This window comes from Dialister micraerophilus DSM 19965 (assembly GCF_000194985.1).
Taxonomy (GTDB): Bacteria; Bacillota; Negativicutes; order Veillonellales; family Dialisteraceae; genus Dialister; species Dialister micraerophilus.
Genome location: NZ_GL878519.1, coordinates 364,805 through 386,732, shown reverse-complemented (window position 1 = coordinate 386,732; position 21,928 = coordinate 364,805). Strand labels below are relative to the sequence as shown.

Annotated in this window: 19 protein-coding genes; all 19 read left to right on the top strand. The window is 35.5% G+C overall.

Annotated features, from left to right (window positions below):
- The first annotated feature begins 1 nt into the window (after position 1).
- Positions 2–535, top strand: a complete 534-nt coding sequence (gene scpB, locus HMPREF9083_RS01855; protein ID WP_007555304.1) for an SMC-Scp complex subunit ScpB — start codon at positions 2–4, stop codon at positions 533–535.
- Positions 532–1,254 (top strand): pseudouridine synthase, encoded by a 723-nt coding sequence (locus tag HMPREF9083_RS01850; protein ID WP_007555683.1) that lies wholly within the window; start codon positions 532–534, stop codon positions 1,252–1,254. The genes scpB and HMPREF9083_RS01850 overlap by 4 nt, the downstream gene beginning before the upstream one ends.
- Positions 1,238–2,491 (top strand): BaiN/RdsA family NAD(P)/FAD-dependent oxidoreductase, encoded by a 1,254-nt coding sequence (locus HMPREF9083_RS01845; RefSeq protein ID WP_007555211.1) that lies wholly within the window; start codon positions 1,238–1,240, stop codon positions 2,489–2,491. Before HMPREF9083_RS01850 ends, HMPREF9083_RS01845 begins: the two co-directional genes overlap by 17 nt.
- On the top strand, positions 2,484–3,143 hold the full coding sequence (cmk, locus tag HMPREF9083_RS01840) for a (d)CMP kinase (protein WP_007555682.1): 660 nt from the start codon (positions 2,484–2,486) through the stop codon (positions 3,141–3,143). Before HMPREF9083_RS01845 ends, cmk begins: the two co-directional genes overlap by 8 nt.
- Positions 3,144–3,154: 11 nt before the next feature.
- On the top strand, positions 3,155–3,781 hold the full coding sequence (locus HMPREF9083_RS01835; protein ID WP_007555681.1) for a lysophospholipid acyltransferase family protein: 627 nt from the start codon (positions 3,155–3,157) through the stop codon (positions 3,779–3,781).
- 31 nt (positions 3,782–3,812) lie between these two features.
- On the top strand, positions 3,813–5,702 hold the full coding sequence (locus HMPREF9083_RS01830; protein ID WP_007555680.1) for a bifunctional 4-hydroxy-3-methylbut-2-enyl diphosphate reductase/30S ribosomal protein S1: 1,890 nt from the start codon (positions 3,813–3,815) through the stop codon (positions 5,700–5,702).
- Between the two features lie 174 nt (positions 5,703–5,876).
- The gene (der, locus tag HMPREF9083_RS01825; RefSeq protein WP_007555679.1) at positions 5,877–7,208 is read left to right on the top strand and encodes a ribosome biogenesis GTPase Der; all 1,332 of its coding nucleotides are present in this window, start codon (positions 5,877–5,879) and stop codon (positions 7,206–7,208) included.
- Positions 7,209–7,241: 33 nt separating this feature from the next.
- Positions 7,242–7,781 (top strand): glycerol-3-phosphate 1-O-acyltransferase PlsY, encoded by a 540-nt coding sequence (gene plsY, locus HMPREF9083_RS01820; RefSeq protein ID WP_050784957.1) that lies wholly within the window; start codon positions 7,242–7,244, stop codon positions 7,779–7,781.
- Between the two features lie 13 nt (positions 7,782–7,794).
- The gene (locus HMPREF9083_RS01815) at positions 7,795–8,832 is read left to right on the top strand and encodes an NAD(P)H-dependent glycerol-3-phosphate dehydrogenase (protein WP_007555677.1); all 1,038 of its coding nucleotides are present in this window, start codon (positions 7,795–7,797) and stop codon (positions 8,830–8,832) included.
- Positions 8,829–9,389 carry a 16S rRNA (guanine(966)-N(2))-methyltransferase RsmD gene (gene rsmD / locus HMPREF9083_RS01810; protein ID WP_007555309.1) on the top strand — a complete coding sequence of 187 codons (561 nt, stop codon included), beginning with the start codon at positions 8,829–8,831 and terminating at the stop codon, positions 9,387–9,389. The genes HMPREF9083_RS01815 and rsmD overlap by 4 nt, the downstream gene beginning before the upstream one ends.
- Before the next feature lie 2 nt (positions 9,390–9,391).
- Positions 9,392–9,880, top strand: a complete 489-nt coding sequence (gene coaD, locus HMPREF9083_RS01805) for a pantetheine-phosphate adenylyltransferase (protein WP_007555186.1) — start codon at positions 9,392–9,394, stop codon at positions 9,878–9,880.
- Positions 9,881–9,890: 10 nt separating this feature from the next.
- Positions 9,891–10,364: an ATP synthase subunit B family protein gene (locus tag HMPREF9083_RS01800; protein ID WP_007555311.1), complete on the top strand. Its 474-nt coding sequence runs from the start codon at positions 9,891–9,893 to the stop codon at positions 10,362–10,364.
- Between the two features lie 45 nt (positions 10,365–10,409).
- Positions 10,410–10,952, top strand: coding sequence for a helix-hairpin-helix domain-containing protein (locus HMPREF9083_RS01795; RefSeq protein WP_007555675.1), 543 nt, complete (start codon positions 10,410–10,412; stop codon positions 10,950–10,952).
- The gene (locus tag HMPREF9083_RS01790; protein WP_007555674.1) at positions 10,949–13,132 is read left to right on the top strand and encodes a ComEC/Rec2 family competence protein; all 2,184 of its coding nucleotides are present in this window, start codon (positions 10,949–10,951) and stop codon (positions 13,130–13,132) included. The genes HMPREF9083_RS01795 and HMPREF9083_RS01790 overlap by 4 nt, the downstream gene beginning before the upstream one ends.
- Positions 13,133–13,144: 12 nt before the next feature.
- Positions 13,145–14,149, top strand: a complete 1,005-nt coding sequence (holA, locus tag HMPREF9083_RS01785; protein ID WP_007555673.1) for a DNA polymerase III subunit delta — start codon at positions 13,145–13,147, stop codon at positions 14,147–14,149.
- Positions 14,146–15,600 (top strand): VanW family protein, encoded by a 1,455-nt coding sequence (locus tag HMPREF9083_RS01780; RefSeq protein WP_007555672.1) that lies wholly within the window; start codon positions 14,146–14,148, stop codon positions 15,598–15,600. The genes holA and HMPREF9083_RS01780 overlap by 4 nt, the downstream gene beginning before the upstream one ends.
- Before the next feature lie 26 nt (positions 15,601–15,626).
- A complete protein-coding gene (locus HMPREF9083_RS01775) occupies positions 15,627–19,250 on the top strand; it encodes a PolC-type DNA polymerase III (RefSeq protein ID WP_007555671.1) in 3,624 nt (1,207 codons plus the stop codon).
- A gap of 78 nt (positions 19,251–19,328) precedes the next feature.
- On the top strand, positions 19,329–20,834 hold the full coding sequence (locus tag HMPREF9083_RS01770) for an IMP dehydrogenase (protein ID WP_007555193.1): 1,506 nt from the start codon (positions 19,329–19,331) through the stop codon (positions 20,832–20,834).
- Positions 20,835–20,899: 65 nt separating this feature from the next.
- The gene (locus HMPREF9083_RS01765) at positions 20,900–21,874 is read left to right on the top strand and encodes an asparaginase (RefSeq protein ID WP_007555670.1); all 975 of its coding nucleotides are present in this window, start codon (positions 20,900–20,902) and stop codon (positions 21,872–21,874) included.
- Positions 21,875–21,928 lie beyond the last annotated feature (54 nt).

Here is a 21,928-nt window from a genome sequence, read left to right as displayed (position 1 = left end):
AATGAGAGATTTATCCAAGTTTGCAGCTTCTATAGAAGCTTTTCTTTTTGTAAAGGGTGAACCTGTAAAGCTCAAGGAGTTGTCGGAAGTATTTAAGGAAGATACTTTAAGCATTCAAAAAGGTTTGGATTTTCTAAAAGAAAAATATCAGAGAGAAGATTCGGGTATTACATTATATGAGTCCGGTGCCGGTTGGCGTTTGGCCACAAAGAGTGAATATAATGATTGGCTTACGGAAGTTCTCGGTAAGGAACAGACTTTATCTTCTGCAGCTTTGGAGACGCTTGCAGTTGTAGCTTGCAAAGAACCTGTTACACGTGCAGATATAGAAAAAGTAAGGGGTGTTTCCGTCGGTAGAGTTTTATCTACATTGATTGAAAAAGGATTGATAGAAGAGCGCGGAAGGTTAAATACACTCGGAAGTCCGATTTTGTATGGAACTACACGCAGATTTTTGGCTTGTACGGGACTTTCCGATTTGAGTGAACTTAGGAGTCGTTGGTCAAGTAAACCTGAAGAAGGAGAATTATTTTGAAAGAAAGATTACAAAAAATAATAAGTCATGCAGGAGTTTGTTCTAGAAGAAAAGCGGAAGAGCTCATAAAAGACGGTAGAGTAAAAGTAAACGGACATACGGTAACGAAATTGGGAACTGAAGCCGATTCCGTGCGTGATTGTATAGAAGTGAACGGAAAGGTTATAAAAAAAGAACGTCTTAAATATTTCCTTTTCAATAAGCCGGATAAAGTTATTACGTCAATGACGGATCCGGCAGGACGAAGAACTGTTGCAGATTATTTCAGTCAGATAAAAGAACGTGTTTTTCCTGTCGGCAGATTGGATTATCATTCGGAAGGATTGCTTTTGATGACAAATGACGGTGATTTGGATTATATACTTACACATCCGTCACATGAAGTTTATAAAATTTATGAAGTGGTTGTTCGCGGTAAATTTTCTGAAAGACTTGCAGAGAAAATGTCCGAAGGTGTGAAAATAGATTCAGGAATTACCGCACCTTGTGATATAGAAATCATTTCGTATGATAAAGAGAAAAATAAAACTTTTTTGAAAATGGTTTTGCATGAAGGTAAAAATCGTGAAATAAGGAAAATGATGGAAGCTTTCCATTTTCCGGTATTCAAATTGGAGCGTGTAGGATATAGTTTTCTTACACTTAAAGGTGTAAGTCGCGGTACATTTCGTTCATTAAGTCCCGAGGAGGTCAGACGTTTATATGAACTCCACAAATAAAAAAGTTGCAGTAATAGGTGCGGGAGTTGCCGGAATGCTCGCATCTCTCATTTGTGCAGAGCAAGGTGCAAATGTATTATTATTTGAAAAAATGGACAGAATAGGGCTGAAGATGGGCATTACGGGTAAAGGTCGTTGCAATATTACCAATATTCGTCCCATTATGGAATTTATAGAAAAAACTCCGGGAAACGGCAAGTTTTTGTATAGTGCTTACAGGAAATTTTCAAATGTAAATTTATTGGATATGCTTCATGAATGGGGACTTAAAACGGTTACCGAGCGTGGAGGTCGTGTATTTCCTGAAACTCAGAGTGCACAAACCGTAAGGCATTTCTTTATGAGAAAACTGGATGAAATGCACGTGAATTTATATTTAAAAGAACCGGCAGTTCGTATATTTGTAAAAGACGGAGCGGTTTCAAAGGTATTTACCGAAAAAGGTGTGTACGATGTAGATGCCGTAATTGTCTGTACAGGCGGTAAATCATATCCTCGTACGGGGTCCACCGGAGACGGTTATCGTATGGCGGAGGAGTTGGGGCATAAAATAGTCACAATTCGTCCGGCGTTGATTCCTTTGGTATGCAAAGAGTCGTATTGTAAAGCTATGCAGGGTTTATCGTTGCGTAATGTCAATTTGGTAATTAAGGGTAAAAAGAAAAAGTCGGAAGCGTTCGGAGAAATGATTTTTACACATTTCGGAATATCGGGACCGATAGTTTTATCTTTGAGCGATATGGTATCCGCATTATTGTTGAATGAAGATTGCTTGAAAGCGTACATAGATTTGAAACCGGCACTTTCTCAGGAGGTTTTGGATAAACGCATATTAAGAGAGTTTGAAAAGTTTCATCTCAAACAAATATCTACGGTAATGAAAGAATTGTTACCGCATAAAATGATAGATATAGTTTTGGAACTTTCCGGAATAGATAAAGATTTACCGGTTTCGGAAGTAAAAAAAGCACAAAGAATTTCTTTAGTTAAGACAATGAAAGCTTTTCCGCTTACAATTACAGGTACACGTCCTATAGAAGAAGCTATAGTTACCGCAGGCGGAGTTTCCGTAAAAGAAGTAAATTCATCTACTATGGAATCCAAGAAAGTCAAAAATTTATATTTTGCAGGTGAGGTACTTGATATTCACGCTTTTACGGGAGGATTCAATATACAAGCTGCATTTTCAACCGGATATACGGCAGCGATAAATGCATCGGAGGATAAAAATGCGTAAAAAAATCATAGCACTTGACGGACCTGCAGGTGCAGGAAAGAGCAGTGTATCCAAAATGGTTGCAAAACGTTTGAATTGTACATACTTGGATACAGGAGCAATGTATCGTGCAATTACATATGAAGCACTCAAAAGAAATATTTCAGAAGAAAAAGAAATAGTTCAAATGGTGGAAAATTTGAATATGGATATATGTGCAAAAGAAGATACCATGCACGTATTTATTGACGGTGAGGATATTACACAATATTTAAGAACTTCTGAAGTTTCATCGAATGTCTCTCGTGTATCTGCATTTCAAGGTGTAAGAAATGCAATGGTCAAATTGCAAAGAAAAGTTGCCGAAAAAGGAAATGCAGTTTTAGACGGTCGTGATATAGGTACCGTTGTTTTACCGGACGCAGATTTGAAAATATTTCTTACCGCATCCGTTCATACAAGGGCATTGAGAAGGTACAAAGAACTTAAGGATACCGATACGACTTTAGAACGTATAGAAGAAGAAATAAAAAGAAGAGATAATTTGGATATGACCAGAAAAATATCCCCGTTACGCAAAGCTGATGATGCGATATTGTTGGACAACAGCGATTTAACATTGGAAGAAACGGCAGATAAAATAATTTCATATTGGAAAAAAGTTTCCGAATAAAGAGGTATTGTATGAACTTGAAAAAAACAAGTTGGAATGCATTTGCAGCTACAGTAAGATTTTTACTTAAAATAATATTCGTGAATATTTATCGTATAGATGTACAAGGTCAGGAGAATATTCCCGAAAAAGGCAGTATAATTGTTGCACCTAATCATAAAAGTTACTTCGATCCGCCGCTTGTAAGCATTGCATTTAAAAAGAGATTGGTTCATTACATGGCGAAAGCGGAGTTATTTAAAAATCCCTTTTTTGCAAAAATTTTGAGAATATGTGGAGCATTTCCAGTAAAACGCGGAAGAGTAGATCAAGGTGCTATAAGAACGGCCGTAAAATTATTGAAGGATGGGCATATTTTAGGAATTTTTCCTGAAGGCACACGAATAAGAAAAGAAGAATTGGGAAAATTTCATTCCGGTGTGGCGTCAATAGCTATGTTGACAGGTACATCAATACTTCCGATTGCTGTTGTAGGAAGTATGACGATGCCTAAACGTGGAAAAAAATTGGCAATTCTTGTAGGAAAACCTGTTCAAGTAAATAAAGAAAAACCTGATTCGGAAAAAATTAAAATTTTAAATGAAAAAGTGAAATCTGAAATTGAAAAATTAATAAAAGATTACAATGATAAACAATAATTTTATAATTATTTTATAAAAGGTTAATATAATGGAAATTTACAAAGCAAAGGTTATGGGATTCTGTTATGGCGTAAGACGTGCTATGAATATTGCGGAGAAGGCTGCCGAAACGCACGATAATGCCGTCACTTTCGGGCCTTTGATTCATAATCCGCAAGTTGTGTCACGTTTGGAAGCGCGTGGAGTTCCCGTTGTTAATGATTTAAATAAATTAAATAATGAAACTGTAATAATTCGTTCGCATGGAGTAGGTCCTTCGTGTTATAATACTCTTAAGTGCAAGCATCTGGGTCTTGTAGATGCAACATGTCCTTTTGTCAGACGTAATCAGGAAATAACAAAAAAACTTGTTGCAGACGGGAAGCAGGTCGTACTCATAGGTGAGAAAAAGCATCCGGAAATGAAAAGTGTTTCGGAATGGGCTGTCGGGAAATCGTTTATTGTAGAAACAATGGAAGATGTCGACAAGTTGCCGCATTTTGAAGAAGCACATGTAGTCATTCAAACAACATTTTCGGTAGCTTTGGCCGATGAGCTTATTGGGGCTATTTCAAGAAAATCAGATAAAATATCCGTACATAAAACCATATGTGCGGCTACTTCGGAAAGGCAACAAGCGGCGCGTGAGTTGGCAAAGCAGATGGATGTGATGATTGTAGTAGGCGGTAAAAACAGTGCCAATACCGGACGATTGGCCGAGGTTTGCCGTAATGAAGGCGCAATAACCTATCATATCGAAACTGCGAAAGAGCTACGAAAAGAGTGGTTTAAGAGCCATTACAAAGTCGGAATCACCGCCGGTGCATCGACACCGGACTGGATCATAGAGGAGGTATTTTTTATTATGGAAGACATGAATGAAATGCTGGCGATGGAGGATATCAATTTAGATGTCCACAAAGGAAGCGTTGTGGAAGGTACTGTTGTTGACCTTTCCGACGACAAAGCTTACATTTCCTTTGGGTATAAGACTGAGGCGGTTCTTCCGGCTCACGAATATTCTTACCCGGCACCGGCATCATTGAAGGATGTATTGAAAGTGGGTGATACAATTCGTGTTCAGGTAGTTAGTGGAGTAAAAGAAGACAGCACTATTTTTGTATCCAAGATTAAGGTAGATCGTTTGGCTGACTGGGATGTTATCGAAGACGCTTACAACAAAGGCGAACCGGTTGAATGTGAAGGTATTGAAGCAATAAAAGTAGGTTTGCTTGTACAGCTGAAATCTCTTCGCGGTTTCATTCCGCTCTCTCAAGGTGATTTACGTTTCGTACATTCTTTGCAGAGTTTGGTAGGAAAGAAATTTGAAGCAAAGATTTTGGAAGTTGATCGCGTAAAGAATCGTCTTGTACTTTCACGTAAAGCGGTACTGGAAGGACAAAGAAACAGTGAAATGGATGAATTGGAAGTCGCTTTCAATAACGGAGATGTTCTCAAAGGTACTGTAAAGAAGATTATGCCTTACGGTGCATTTGTAGGAATTAACGGTGTTGAAGGTCTCTTGCACATTTCCGACATATCTTGGAAGAAAATAGCTAAAGTTGAAGATGTACTTTCTCCTGAACAAGTTATCGATGTCAAGATTAAATCATTTGACAAAGAAAAACAGAGAATTTCCTTCACTCATAAAGAATGCCTTCCTAATCCGTGGGAAACAGCAATCCATGACCATGATGTAGACGATGTAGTAGAAGCTAAAGTCGTAAAAATTTTGGATTTTGGCGTAATCGTAGAAATGAATGACGGTTTGACCGGCTTGTTACATATAAATGAAATGACTGAAGATCATAATAAGAAACCGGCAGATGTTTGTAAGATCGGTGACGTACTTACAGTACGTATTATCAGCATTGATGAAGAACGTAAGAGAATAAGTTTTTCTTTGGTTGAACCACAAAGCGAACAAGTTTCGGAATAATAAAAAACATTTTAAGTGTTTTGAAATTAAAAGGCGGGAGTCATTGTCGTATCGATGACTCCCGTCTCTTACGTTCTAAAACTTTACGGTGTATAATATATAGTAATGTTATACTTAATACAGAATATAGAATTTTAAGGTAAATTTTGAAATGAACCGATGGAGGTAAAATATATGAGTAAACCTCTTGTAGCAATAGTAGGAAGACCCAATGTCGGAAAATCTACAATAATAAACGGACTTGCGCAGAAAAGAGTATCAATTGTGGAAGATCTGCCGGGAGTTACACGTGACAGAATTTATTGTGATGCACAGTGGCTCGATAGAGAATTTACTTTAATAGATACAGGCGGAATAGAATTTCGTGAAGAAGCGGATCAAATTTCAGACGGAATAAGAATGCAGGCACAATTGGCCATAGAAGAAGCAGATGTAATTTTATTCGTAACCGATGTACGTGTCGGACTTTTGGATGACGATGTAACTATTGCCGAAATACTCAGAAAAACCGGAAAACCTGTTGTAGTTGCAGTAAATAAAGTAGACACCGAAGCACAGGAAATGGACGTTTACGAATTTTATGCTTTGGGCTTGGGAGATCCTATAGGCATATCTGCAAGCAATCGTGTAGGATTCGGAGATTTACTTGATAAAATATCCGAAGGATTTCCGAAGTATGAAGCTCGTGAGTCTGAAGATATAATACGAACAGCCATAGTGGGAAGACCGAATGTCGGCAAATCTACTTTGGTAAATTCGTTACTCGGATATGAAAGATCTCTTGTTGCTGATGAAATGGGAACAACTCGTGATGCAATAGATTCTTTATGGACACATAAAGGTAAAAAATTCGTTTTGGTAGATACCGCCGGAATGAGAAAGAAAAATAAAATTGATGAACCTCTTGAAAAGTACAGCGTAATAAGATCTATAAGAGCAATAGATGACTGCGATGTTGCGGTATTTGTTTTGGATGCAAAAGACATGCTTACAGAACAAGATAAAAAAATCATCGGATATATACATGAAGCAGGAAAAGGTCTTATTTTGATGGTAAATAAATGGGATATTGTAGAAAAAGACACTCATACATCAGTAGACTTTGAAAAGAAAATACGAAACGGACTTCCATTTGCACCGTATGTAAGAATTTTGTTCGGCTCCGGACTTACAAAACAGCGTATACATAAATTGGGAGATTTGATTTACAGTGTTGCGGAACAGCAAAGTATGCGTATATCAACATCCGTATTGAATGATTTGCTTGAAGATGCAAAAATTATAAATCCGCCGCCGGCACATGCAGGAAAACTTGCGAAAATTTACTACATGACACAAGTAGGTATAAGACCGCCAACATTTGTAATGTTTGTAAATGATGTAAACTTGATTCATTTTTCATATGTAAGATATATAGAAAACAGACTTAGAGAATCATTCAGTTTTTCAGGTACACCGATCAGAATTGTTGTACGAAGCAAGAGGGACGGTGAAGAAGTTTGCTAAAATCATATATAGTGATTTTTTTTAGCATATTTTATAGGTGCGATTCCAAGCGGATATTGGATAGGTAAAGTTTTTTACAAAGTAAATTTGAAAAAAGAAGGCAGCAAAAATATAGGTGCAACAAACGCATATCGTGTGCTTGGGAAAAAAGCCGGAGCAGCCGTATTTATATGTGATGTAGCAAAAGGATTTATTGCAGCATCTTTAGGATCATTTTCTCCTGAAATTGCATTATATTGTGCAGTAGCTGCACTTATAGGCAATAATTGGTCTATATTTCTCAAATTTAAAAGCGGAAAAGGTGTTGCGTGCGGACTTGGAGCATTTACGTATCTTTGTCCTCTTGCAACACTTGCCGCATTTATTGTATGGCTTGTAATATTCTTATGGAAAAAAATAGTATCGCTTGCATCTATAATTTCAGTACCGTTCGTACCTTTGGTAATGTACTTTGCCGAAAAACCGTGGCAATATGTTTTGTTCAGCGTATTGGCAGGTATTTTGGTTATATTCAAGCATAAAAGTAATATAGAACGATTGATAAAGGGAGAAGAAAAGCAAATTATCAAATAGAGGAGGTAATATTTTGAAAATATCTATGATAGGAGCAGGGGGATGGGGAACCGCACTGACACATGTATTATCAAAAAAACATGATTCTCTATTTTTATATTGCAGAAATGAAAAAAAGGCTGAAAAACTCAGAAAAACACGTATAAACGAAGAGTATTTGCCGGGAGTTATTTTGTCCGATACAATAAATATTTCTTCAGATTTGGAAAATGTAGTGAAAGATGCGGACTGTGTTATACTCTGCACGCCTTCAAAAGCTGTTGAATCTACTGTAACTCAAATCGAAAAATATTTGAAAAAAGATGCAATAACAGTTTGTGCATCAAAAGGACTTGCGGATAATAAAGGTACACGTTTGTCGCAAGTTATAGCAAAAAAACTTTCAAAAGTTACAAATAAAATAGTTGCGCTTTCAGGGCCCAATCATGCCGAAGAAGTAGGAGAAGATAAACCTTGTGCGACAGTTGCGGCATCTTGCGATGAAGATGCTGTAAGATTTGTACAAGATATATTTATGTCTCCGATGTTCAGAGTATACAGAAGTGATGATATTTGCGGAGTAGAATACGCAGGAGCATTGAAAAATATTATCGCTTTGGCTTGCGGAGTGCAAGGCGGATTGGGATTGGGAGATAATTGCCGAGCGGCTTTAATGACAAGAGGACTTACTGAAATAACACGATTCGGAATATCATTCAATGCTAAAATGAGTACATTTTTAGGACTTGCAGGAATGGGAGATCTGATTGCCACCTGCACAAGTATTCATAGTCGAAACTACAGAGCGGGCAGAGCGCTTTCAGAGGGTAAAACCGCAAAAGAAATAATTGAAAGTACAAGCATGGTTGTAGAAGGAATAAGAACGGCAAAACTTGTCAATGAAATAGCGGAAAGAAAAGGTATAGATATGCCTATAACTAAAGAAATATGCCACCTTTTGGAAGGAAAGCATTCACCGCAAGAATCCTTGGAAGTACTCATGACAAGAACGAAAAAATCCGAAACTGAAGGATATTTATTTGACAAAGAGGAATTTTTTATAAAACCATGAAAATAATTGCGGGAACTGCAAAAGGGACTCAACTTAAATCCCCTGAAGGAATGAATACCAGACCTACATTGGGAAAAGTAAGAGAAAGCATTTTCAATGTACTGTCGAACGTAGGACTTTTGGAAACAAATATACTCGACATATTTGCCGGAACGGGTGCTATGGGATTGGAAGCGCTGAGCAGAGGCGCATCGACAGCAACGTTTATTGATAAAGTTACTGCAAATGTAATAAAAGAAAACGCAAATCGTTGTAAATTCACAAATAAAGTCGAGATTTTAAAAAAAGAAGTACATACGGCACTTAAAGTATTGCAAAAAAAACACTATGACTATATATTCATGGATCCACCTTATAAAAAAGGTTACGTGAATGATATAATGCAATGTATTTTTGCTTGCGATTTACCTAGGGACAATGCTATTATTATAGTTGAGCATTCGTCTTTTGAAGAAATAGATTTCGAAAAACATGCAAATTATTGCAGGCTTTGGAAAGAAAAAAAGTCAGGTAATATAATCGTGACTTATTTAATCTGCAAAAGATTAGGGGAATAATGATGAAAACAGCTATTTATCCCGGAAGTTTCGATCCGGTGACATACGGTCATCTTGATATAATAAAAAGAAGTGCGAAATTTGTAGACAGATTGATCGTAGCTGCTTTTATAAATCCTAATAAAAAACATATGTTTACAATAGAAGAACGTATGGATATGTTGAAAGAAACTACGAAAACGATTCCTAATGTCGAAGTAGATGCATTTGACGGACTTCTTTATGAATATGCAAAAAAAAGAAAAGGATATTTTCTCATAAGAGGACTTAGAGCATTCAGCGACTTTGATTATGAATTTCAACGTGCGATGATGATAAAAGAAATAGATTCGAGATTGGAAACATTATTTCTTATGACCGACATGAAATATTCATACATATCATCTACAGGAGTTCGTGAATTGGCACATTTTGCAGGTCAAATAGATCGAATGGTACCGCCATATGTAGCGAAGAAAATTAATTTAAAAATACATTCTGTGAAAAAGTGAGGCACTCAAGATGGATACAAGAAAACTGCTTGAAGAACTTGAAAATGTAATTATGAATGCAGGAGATGTACCGTTTACAAACAAAAAAATGATAGACGGTGATGAAGTGGCAAGATTAATTGATGCAATTAATCAATCTTTACCCAATGAACTTGACAGTGCAAGAAGAATTGTTTCAGATAAAGAAAGAATTTTGTTGGAAGCTGAAAAGAAAGCGGACGATACGATTGCACAAGCCAAGGATTACATTGCACGTATTACCGAAGAAAGTGAACTTGTAAAGCAAGCACAAGAAAGAGCAAATGAAGTTGTGTCTTCGGCAAATAAATCTGCAGAAGAATTAAGAACCGGATCTGTGACATATGCAACCGACGTTTTGAAATATTTGGAAACAAATATAGAAAATGTACTTGAAGATTTAAAAAAGAATCGAGAAAGTTTGATCGCGTCCAACTCGGCATCAAAAAAACAAAATAGCAAATAACACATAGGCGGTCAATGAGATCGCCTTTTTTATTAAGGATATACAATGAAATCTGAAATTTTAAAAAAACGTATATTGATTGTTACAATATTTATATTTTCGTTAATTTGCTTATATTGGATTTATTTTGAATACAATACATCTGAAAATCCTGAGATAAATACCGTAAACGAAAGTGTGAACGATACCGGAAAAATATATGTATATGTTGCCGGTGGAGTAAACTCACCCGGAGTTTATGAAGTATCGAAAGGTACAAGAATATATGAAATAATAAAAAAAGCCGGAGACACCGTACCGTATGCAGACATGAAAGACATTCACTTGGAAAAATCTGTAAATGAAGATACAAAAATTTATATACCGGTCGATATAGATAAAGCGACAACTTCAAAATCACTTGTGAATATCAATACTGCAAATGAAATTGAACTTAGAATTTTACCGGGAGTAGGCGTGGCAACCGCAAAGGAAATATTGGACTACAGAGAAGAACACGGAAAGTTCAAAACAAAAGAAGAACTAAAAGAAATTTCAGGCATAGGAGAAGGGAAATATAATAAATTATCGGATAAAATAACAATATGAGCCGGAAGAATATATTTTTTATAATTGCAATTCTGTTTGCAACAGGAATACTCATACAAATCGAATTTAATATAAGCAAAACTATAATTGCAATAGTTTTAACTTTCTTAATTGTATGTTCATCAATACTTTTAATAAATAAAAAACGGAGTACAGGACTTATGTTTTGTGCTCTTTTAATTTGCATTGTCGGAATGGTAAGAATATGTATATTCGATATTCAATCGTCAAACGATGCATACCAACTTATAGGAAACGATGTGACCTTGAGAGGAACAATAGCGGAATCACCGATATTGTATGCGAAAGAAGCCGGAAGCGTATATCTTTTGAAACTTGACGAACTTGTACATCAAAACGGGAAAAAAGAAAAGGTTTCAGGATACTTGCGTGTATATGACGACTACTATGCATTTTTTTATGAACCAGGAGATTACATAGAAACTACAGGAACGGTAAAATCATTCAATGAATTTAAAAATCCGGGGAAAGCGGAATATAAAAACGTAAATAAAGGAAAACATATAATAGGTATATTGTTGCCGAAAAAAGGGTCATCGGTAATAGAAAAAACAAATAGCTATTACATAGAAAGAATTTGTAAAAAAATAAAAGACAAAATAGAAAATACATTTTCAAAGTATATAACAGATAAAAATCTTCCCATATTGATGAGTTTACTTTTCGGAGGTAACTACAACAATATTTCACCTAAAGAAATAGAAGCGTTTTCAACAACCGGAATAATACATATATTATCCGTATCGGGATCACATATAACACTTTTGTTCGGATTTATATACATGCTCGGGAAATGGTTTCAATTGAAAGAAAAATCCATATTGATTTTAACGACTGTGGCGATTTTTATATATGCGGCAATATCGGGATTTTCACCGCCGGTAATTCGTTCATCCATAATGGGATTTTTGGCAATAGTTGCGATATTTTCGGAGAGAGAAAAACAAGCCTTGAATGTACTTGGAGCAACTGTATTCATAATGCTTATCGTAAATCCTTACTATATAAGCGACATAAGTTTTCAACTGTCGGTAGGTGCATCCGCAGGAATTTTAATATTTTATAAACCGATAGAAATAAAACTTCAAAAAATAATTTCATATAAACGTATAACACAAGCTGCGGCACTTTCGATATCCGCACAACTTTTGATAGTGCCGATTATACTGTACAACTTTCATAATTTTCCGATATATTTTATATTCAGCAACATATTTGTCACACCCTTGTTGGATTTTGTAATAATATTCGGACTTACAGCGGCAATTTTTGTATGGATACTTCCTCCGCTTTCAGGTGGAATACTTTACATAACGGATTACATATTGGAATTTTCACTGACAATAAATCATTTCATAGCAAATCTTCCAAAAGCGAGATACTTGACAGGAGGGATGAATTTATCTGAAGTTTTGACTTATTACGGAGCAATATTGTTTGTATATGTAAACAAAAAAATACGAAAAGAAAAAATAATGTATATAGGAAGCATAAGTATATTGAGCCTGCTTATTATAACGACAATATACTTGAAAATTACTGAAGAAAAAGAGTATGTAATTATACCGGACACTGGGAAAACAGTTTCTGCAGGAATAATAAGTAAAAACGAAAAAATTTTATACTATGAATATAAAGGAAATATATTTTCAGGAAAGGAATTTAAATCTGTTCTTGAATATTACGGAATAGGAGAAACCGATATTTTAATATTAAACATAAACGGAACAGAAAATATAAATACAATTCCCGACATACCGGCAAAGAAAATATTGATTATCGGAAAAGATAAAAATCAGTTGATAAATCAATTGCAGAAAAAAGGTTACTTTGTTGAAAATGCACAAAATAAAACAATAAAATACAAACAAGATTTAAATATACATGTAAATAATGAAGACTGTATCATAGAAAGAAAAGATAATGCGATTTATTTCATGCACGGCAATTTCTCAAATACATTGAAAACGAAAAAAGGAATACTTTTTATTGAATGTAATGAAAAAATGAGAAAAAGAAATGAAATAAAACAAAACGACTTTGAAGTATTTTTTTCAAAATCAGACAAAAAACGAAAAAATGAAGGAAACGAAATAAATGTTTCGGATACAGGTATGATAAAATTAAATTATAAAGACAAATGGACTCTTTCCAATTGAGGAGGAATGTAATTGACTCATAAAAAAAACTGTTATTTTTTATACGGAGAAGATATAGTTGCCGTAAACACAAGGCAAAAGGAAATATTGAAAAATTATTTTACGCAAGGAAATCCCGAAATCACGGTATTTGAATCTGACGGAACATATGAAGCATATAAAAATCGATTGGAAAGCCAATCGTTATTTTCCGAAAATATAGCAGTTATTATAAATAATCCTTTTTTCTTAAAGAAAAAATCGCAATCGGAAAAAGAAGAAAAAGAATTTTTGAGTTTTTTGAATGTTTTAAGTAAGTTAAATGACGACATGTTAGTTATCATTGCACAAGAAGGAAAAATAGATAAAAGAATAAAAAATTTTAAATTATTGATGAATATATGCAACGTAATTGAATGTGCGATGTTGAAATCTTCTGCAGGAATTGAAAAAATGGTCGAAAAATTTCAAAAAAACGGCAAAACGTTAAGTTATGATGCAAGAGAATACTTGGAAGAAGTGTTAAGTTCGTGGAGTGAAATTTCCGAATCATTGCTTACTACGGAATGTGATAAAATTTTACTCATGGCGGACAAATCGAAAGTAATAGACAGAAAACTTCTCGAAGAAGCACTTCCCGATTATATGAATCAAGTAATTTTCAGATATGCGGATCAGTTATTTTCAAAGAATATTGCTGCAATACTTCAAAATACCGATCATGTATTTTATGACACATCAAGTGAAATAAAAAATATCGGTTTTATTTCATCTCAATTGAGAAAAATAAAAATTATAAAGGAGATGCAAAGAGAAGGAAAATCAAGCTCCGAAATTTCAAATAAATTGAAAATTAAAAGTCAATGGCAAATGAAACGTTTAATGCAAACTTCACGAAAACTGAAAGAAAATGAAGTTGAAGAGTTAATATTGGATTTATTCGAATATCAATATGAACAACGTCATGGACAAACGGAAAGAACGATAAAAGATGTATTTTTAAAATTTTGCAGAAAAAGTAAAGGCGGTAATTTGTGAGATACAGATGGAAAAGGATAACTTGTGCAGGTGTATTTGTTTTTGCGTTGATAATTGCAGTACTGCCGTTTTTATGGGTGAGTGAAGGAAAAGTTATTCCCGGAATGAAATCGGGTAAATCTGATATAGGCGGAAAAACGGAAAAAGAACTTAATATATTCTTGAACGATGAATTAAAAAAATTTGAAGAGAAAAAAATAATTTTAATTTATAAAAATATAAAAGAAGAAATTCCAGTTAAAGATTTACAATTGAAGTTAAATGAAGAGACAGTAGAAAAAATACTGAAAACAGGACGTGACGGAAATGCTTTTGAAAATTGGTATACACGTTGGAAAGTTCTGCTTTCTTTTGAAGATGCCGTATCGGATTATAAATTCAACAAAGAAGTATTGAATAAAAAAATAGAAGAAATAATACAAAAATATAGTAAAGAACCGAGAGATACTCTGCCTGTCATTCATGATGACGGAACGGTTACATTTGATGACGGAGTTCCGTATTTAAAGATTGATAAAGACAAATTGACGGAAAAAATTACTTTTGCAATAGAACACGGAAATCTTGATACGATTGAAATTCCGGTATCGGAAGAGAAGTTACCGTCATTGACAAAAGATCAAATCAAGAATATTACAAATGTAATCGGTAAATATACTACGACATTCGGAGGAGATTATAATAGAAGCAGAAATATAGAAATTGCCGCAAACAGTATAAACGGAACTATAATAATGCCGGGTGAAAGTTTTTCTTATAATCATGCAACAGGATCTCGCAGTGCCGACAACGGATATTTATCGGCACCCGTTATAGTAGGCGGAAAAATGGTTCCCGGAACGGGCGGAGGAGTGTGTCAGGTAAGTTCAACCTTATTCAATGCGTTGTTGTATTCGGGACTTGAAGTATTGGAAAGAACATCGCATTTCAGTCCGATATCATATACACCTATAGGGCAAGATGCAACTGTTGCCGAAGGGTACTTGGATTTGAAATTTAAAAACAATTTGAAAAATGCAATATACTTGTATACCGAATATTCACCGGGAATTATTTCCATATACATACTCGGAGCAAAAGAGGATGCTCCGAATCATGTAGAAGTATTTAACAACGGAGTCAAGACATTACCGTTTGAAGTGGTAAAAAAAGTAGATACAAGCATAAAAGAGAATATAAAAACGGAATACGGACATGAAGGATATAGGACTTCAATAACACAAAGAGCTACATGGAATGACGGAAGGGTTCATGAAGATACATTTGCATCGGATTATGAACCGGTGAATACGGTAGTTTATTATGCAAGTGAAGCTTTGAAAAACAATGATGGAAAGCTCGACAAAAATAAAGATAAAACAAATAAAAACGTCAAATCCGAAAAATCAAAAGAGGTCGAAAAGAAATCGTATGATACCGAAAAAGAATCGACAATAGATTTGAAAAAATAAAGACATCTGACCGGAGGGGAATTTTAATGGGGAAGTATCGACTTCAAGCAAGAAAGAAAGATGCTTTGATTACGGTATTGGAAGTAGATACTGAAAGTCGTGCATGGCATTTGAAAGCGGACAACAAAGAAGCCGCAATAAAAAGTTTGGCAGAAATGTCTGAAGAACTTAAAGGCATAGAATCATTCTTTGTAAACGGTGAAGATGTAACGAGTTATGTATTTTCACAAAAAGAAAATTTGAATGAAAAAAAAGAAAGCACACCGATTTTTGAATTACCGGAAATAAAACCTGCAAGTAGTATTGAAAATATAGTGTTACCTTCTATTGAAGAAATAAAAAAAGCCGGAGAATTTTCTCAAAAAAATAATTTTAAACATGATAAACCCGTAAAGTTGTCAATGCCGGAAACTTTGCCGGTTTTGAAATGCAAAAAAGAAAAGAAAAACATTAAAAAGTTTGACGGAATGTTCATAGGTAAAAAAATACCTTCCGGAGATCGTATGGATATTCGTGACATAAGAGGGGAAACCGGAAATATCATCATACAAGGCAAAGTTGTATCTTTTGAAATAAAAGAATTGAGACCGGATCCTCGTACAAAAGCGGAAAGACATCTTTTGATAATGGATGTTGCCGATGATACAAACGGAATATCTTGCAAAAAGTTTTTCAATAATGCAACGGAGGCCGAAGCTGTCGAACAATATTTAAAAAAAGGAATGTTTGTAAAAATTCGCGGCAGCGTACAGCTTGATAATTTCAGCGGCGGATTGGTTTTGCAAATAGCACAAATGTGCGTGTGTGAAGTTGAAAAAATCGAGCATAAAGATGATGCGGAGCTTACACGTGTAGAATTGCATTTACATACGAAAATGAGTCTTGACGGACTTATTGATAATGAAGAAATAATAAAAACTGCAAAAGAATGGAATCATCCTGCAGTGGCAATCACAGATCACGGTGTAATTCAGGCATTTCCGAAAATACAGGAAATAGCTGCGAAATATAAACAAAAAGTTATCTACGGAATGGAAGGGTATATGATAGAAAACATACCCGAAGATGTGGATGCGGACAGACAAAAATATAATCACATAATAGTTCTTGCAAAAAACATGACAGGAATGCGTAATTTATACAGACTTGTCACTATTTCACATCTTAAATTTTTCCGCAAAAGACCTTTGATGCCAAAAGCTATATTGGAAGAATTTCATGAAGGGCTTTTATATGGAACTGCTTGTGTAGCGGGAGAGTTTTTCCGTGCCGTTTTGAATAAAGAAAGTGACGAAGAACTTATAAAGCGTGCGAAGTTTTATGACTATTTGGAAGTTCAACCTGTCGGAAATAACGCTTTCATGATTAAAGACGATAAATATGCGGATGTAAACAGCGTTGAAGATTTACAAAAATTGAACAAGAGAATTATAGAAATAGGTGAAAAAGCAAATATTCCCGTTTGTGCGACTTCGGATGCACATTATATGTTTAAAGAACAAAGTCGTAAAAGAGAATTGCTTTTATCCATGTGGGAAAAATCAGGTGAAGCGGAATCTCATCCTCCTGTATATGTACGTACAACGAAAGAAATGTTGGAAGATTTCAATTACTTGCCGGAAGAAAAAGCGAAGGAAATAGTAATAACGAATACACGAAAAATTGCAGATTCCTGTGAATGGATAGAGCCACTTGCCGAAGAATGGAAATCGTATAATCCCAAAATTTCCGGTGCCGATGATAAATTGGTTGATATGTGTTATGAAAATGCGTACAGAATTTATGGAAATCCGCTGCCGAAAATAGTAAAAGACAGACTTGAATTGGAATTGACACCTATCATAAGACACGGCTACGGTGTTTTATACTATATTGCACATAAATTGGTTAAACATTCAAACGACAGAGGCTACCTTGTAGGCTCGAGAGGTTCGGTAGGATCGTCATTTGTCGCCACAATGGCACAAATTACCGAAGTAAATCCGCTTGAACCGCATTATGTATGTCTTAATTGTCATTGGAGTCATTTTTACACCGACAATTCAGTGGGATGCGGATTCGATTTACCAAATAAAAAATGTCCGAAATGCGGAAATGAATTGAACAAAGACGGACATAATATTCCGTTTGCAGTATTTTTGGGATTTGACGGAGATAAAGTTCCCGATATAGATTTGAATTTTTCATCCGGAGACGATCAAGCGGTAGCACATAAGTACACTGAAGAATTATTCGGCAGAGATAACGTATTTCGTGCAGGTACAATAGCAGGGATACAAGACAGAACGGCATTCGGACTTGTAAAAAAATATGCGGAAAACAGACAACTTAATGTAAATGATATATTTATAGAAAGTTTGTCATCCGACATAGTAGGAGTAAAAAGAACGACAGGACAGCATCCGGCAGGAATAATGGTTTGTCCTCGTGATATGGATATACATAACTTTACTCCACTCCAATACGCTGCAAACAAGAAACACGAAAAAGATGAAGATGGAAATATAATACCCGGAACGATTACCACACATTTTGATTATCATTCAATATCCGGACGTATGTTGAAATTGGACATACTGGGTCACGATGATCCTAAAATCATCAGAATGCTTCAAGACATAACGGGGGTAGATCCGTTACATATACCGTTTAATGAACAAAAAGTATTGTCTTTATTTCAAAATACCGATGCATTGGGAATAAGTTCAGAGCAATTGGAAAAAGTGATAGGACACAAAGGTGTAAAAGTGGGTGCTATAGGACTTCCCGAATACGGAACACCTTTTGTAAGAGTTATGCTTGAAGATACGAAGCCGAAGAATTTTTCCGAACTTGTGCGCATATCAGGATTTTCACACGGTACCGATGTATGGCTTAACAATGCAAAAGATTTGATAACAAGCGGAAAAGTAAAATTGGAAGAAGCGATTTCCACACGTGACGACATTATGAATTACTTGATGAAACACGGTGTCGACGCTTTAGTTTCATTTAAAACAATGGAAAACGTAAGAAAAGGTAAAGGATTGGAAAAAGGCAACTCAAACAATGAAAAATATATCAGAGAAGCAAATGTACCTGAATGGTTTATACAATCATGTAAAAAAATATCCTATCTTTTCCCCAGATCTCATGCGGTAGCATACGTAATGATGGCGTTCAGAATTGCATGGTTCAAAGTTTATTATCCGTTGGCATTTTATGCATCGTACTTCACTATCAGAGCCGAAGGCTCATTCAATTCATTGGTCATATTGAAAGGGCTTGAAGCGCAGCGTAAAGAAATTTTGAGAATTTTAAGCTTGGAACGACCTACAAATGTAGATAAAGAAAATGCTACAGTTATAGAAGTGGCAGCGGAAATGTACTTGAGAGGATACGAATTTTTGCCTATAAGCCTTACGGAAAGCGATGCATATGAATTTAAAATCGTAGACGGAAAACTTTTACCTCCGTTTAATTGCATACCGGCACTTGGAAATCAAGTGGCGAAAGAAATAGTTCAAGCAAGGGAAGAAGCTCCGTTTACCTCAAAAGAAGATTTGAAAAAAAGAGGAAAAGTAAGTCAATCGGTTATAGAAACAATGGAAGAAATGAAAATGCTCGAAAATCTTCCGGATGAAGAACAAATCAATTTATTTACTTTTTGATAAATACTTATAAATTCGGTTTGATATGAAATATTTTTTGATATATAATAAAACAATATCTATTTTAAGGAGGATGCAATGGCAAAGTATATTAATGAACCGGCACATACATTTAACGAGTATTTACTTATTCCGGGATATTCATCATGTGAGTGTATTCCGTCAAATGTTTCTTTAAAGACACCTTTGGTAAAATTCAAGCGTGGAGAAAAACCCGCAATTGAATTGGAAGTTCCTATGGTTTCGGCTATTATGCAGGCAGTATCCGGTGAAAAGCTGGCTGTCGAATTGGCTAGAAACGGTGGTATATCATTTATTTACGGATCTCAGACACCTGAAGATGAAGCCGCAATGGTAGCACGCGTTAAAGCACAAAAGGCGGGATTTGTATCCAGTGATTCAAATTTATCACCGAACAATACACTGGCAGATATACTTGCACTTAAAGAAAAAACAGGACATTCGACAGTAGCAATTACCGAAGACGGAACTGCAAGCGGTAAACTTGTAGGAATAGTTTCAAGTCGTGATTATCGTGTAAGTCGCATGAAAAAAACAGATAAAGTTTCCACATTCATGACACCTTTGGATAAATTGGTAACTGCGAAATTCGGAATTACATTATCCGAAGCGAATGATATTATTTGGGATAATAAAATAAATTCACTCCCTGTTTTATATGAAGACGGAAGACTTTACGGTTTTGTATTCAGAAAAGACTATGATTCACATCGTGAAAATCCGCATGAAATGTTGGATGCACAAAAGCGTTTTATTGTCGGAGCCGGCATAAACTCGAGAGATTATGCGGAAAGAGTACCGCTTCTTGTAGATGCAGGTGCTGATGTACTTTGCATAGATTCATCTGAAGGTTTTTCCGAATGGCAGAGAATTACAATCAATTGGATTCGTGAAAAATACGGCGATAAAGTAAAAGTTGGAGCCGGTAACGTTGTCGACAGAGAAGGATTTCTTTTCCTTGCAGAAGCCGGAGCCGACTTTGTAAAAGTAGGTATAGGCGGGGGATCTATTTGTATCACTCGTGAAACCAAAGGAATCGGTCGTGGACAGGCGACAGCGGTAATTGAAGTATGCAAAGCAAGAGATGAATATTTCGAACGTACAGGAATATATGTACCGGTTTGTTCCGACGGCGGTATAGTACACGATCATCACATCACATTGGCATTGGCAATGGGCGCAGACTTTGTAATGCTCGGAAGATATTTTGCACGTTTTGACGAATCACCCTCACAAAAGAGAACTGTCGGCGGAACGGTAGTAAAAGAATATTGGGGAGAAGGTTCCAACAGAGCAAGAAACTGGGGACGTTATGATTTAGGCGTAGGAGAAAAGAAACTTCAATTTGAAGAAGGTGTAGACTCATACGTTCCATATGCAGGTGCATTAAAAGAAAACTTGGCAAAAACTTGCAGTAAAATAAAAGCAACAATGTGCAACTGCGGTGCATTGACAATTCCGGAATTACAGGAAAAAGCAAAATTGACATTGGTATCCTCAACTTCGATAATCGAAGGCGGAGCACACGATGTTATAAGAAAAGAAAAAGACGGCGAAAATTAATCGCTCAATAAAAAATGCTCCGTTTAAAAGCGGAGCATTTGTGTTGTAAAAGGAAGAGTTGATTTATGAAAAAACATATAATCGTAATTACAACCGGCGGAACAATTGCAATGAAAGAAGATCCTGTAACGAAAAAATTGATTCCTGCAGTATCCGGAAAAGATTTGATAGATGCAATTCCTGAAATCGGAAAATATGCAAAACTTGATATAATTGAATTTTCAAACAAGCCGAGCGGGTACATGACAATAGAAGATATGTTTGAATTGTCAAAGAAAATCGATGAACTTGCTTTAAATAAAAATATAGACGGATTTTTAATCACTCACGGTACGGATACTTTGGAAGAAACTGCATTTTTTCTGAGTGTTTCTTTGCAAACAGAAAAACCGGTATGTGTAACAGGTGCCATGAAAGGTGCGGCAGAAGTCGGATATGACGGTTACGGAAATATATTGTCATCAATTCGTACGGCAGCATGTGACGAAACATATGGAAAAGGCGTACTTGTATGTTTCAATGAGAAAATATATAATCCTGAAGATGTGACAAAGACACATACAACATGTAACGATACATTTAAATCTCCGGAATGGGGACCGATTGGAGTAGTATATTCCGATGAAATTTATTTTTCCCGAACTCATAAAAGAAGAATGAAGATACATTCCGATTCCATAAAAAAAGATATATGGATAATAAAATGTTATTCCGGAATGGACGGAAAATTATGTAAATTGGCAAAAGAAAACAATGCATCCGGAGTTGTCATAGAAGGCTTGGGATGCGGAAATGTGCCTCCTTTATGTAAAGACGGAATTATAGAACTTAGAAAAGCCGGTATACCTGTAGTACTGGCGACGAGAGTACATACGGGACTGATAAAAGAAGAATACGGATATGACGGAAGTGCTATGAGTATGAAAGAAATCGGAATAATACTTTCTAGAAATCTGTCATCCGTAAAAGCGAGAATTTTACTTGCGTTGGCATTGGGAAAAACTGATGATATAGAAGAAATAAGAAAATATTTTAAATGAAAAAAACGTTTGAAGAGTAAAGTTGTTTCTTAAAACAATTAAGAAATATTCAAC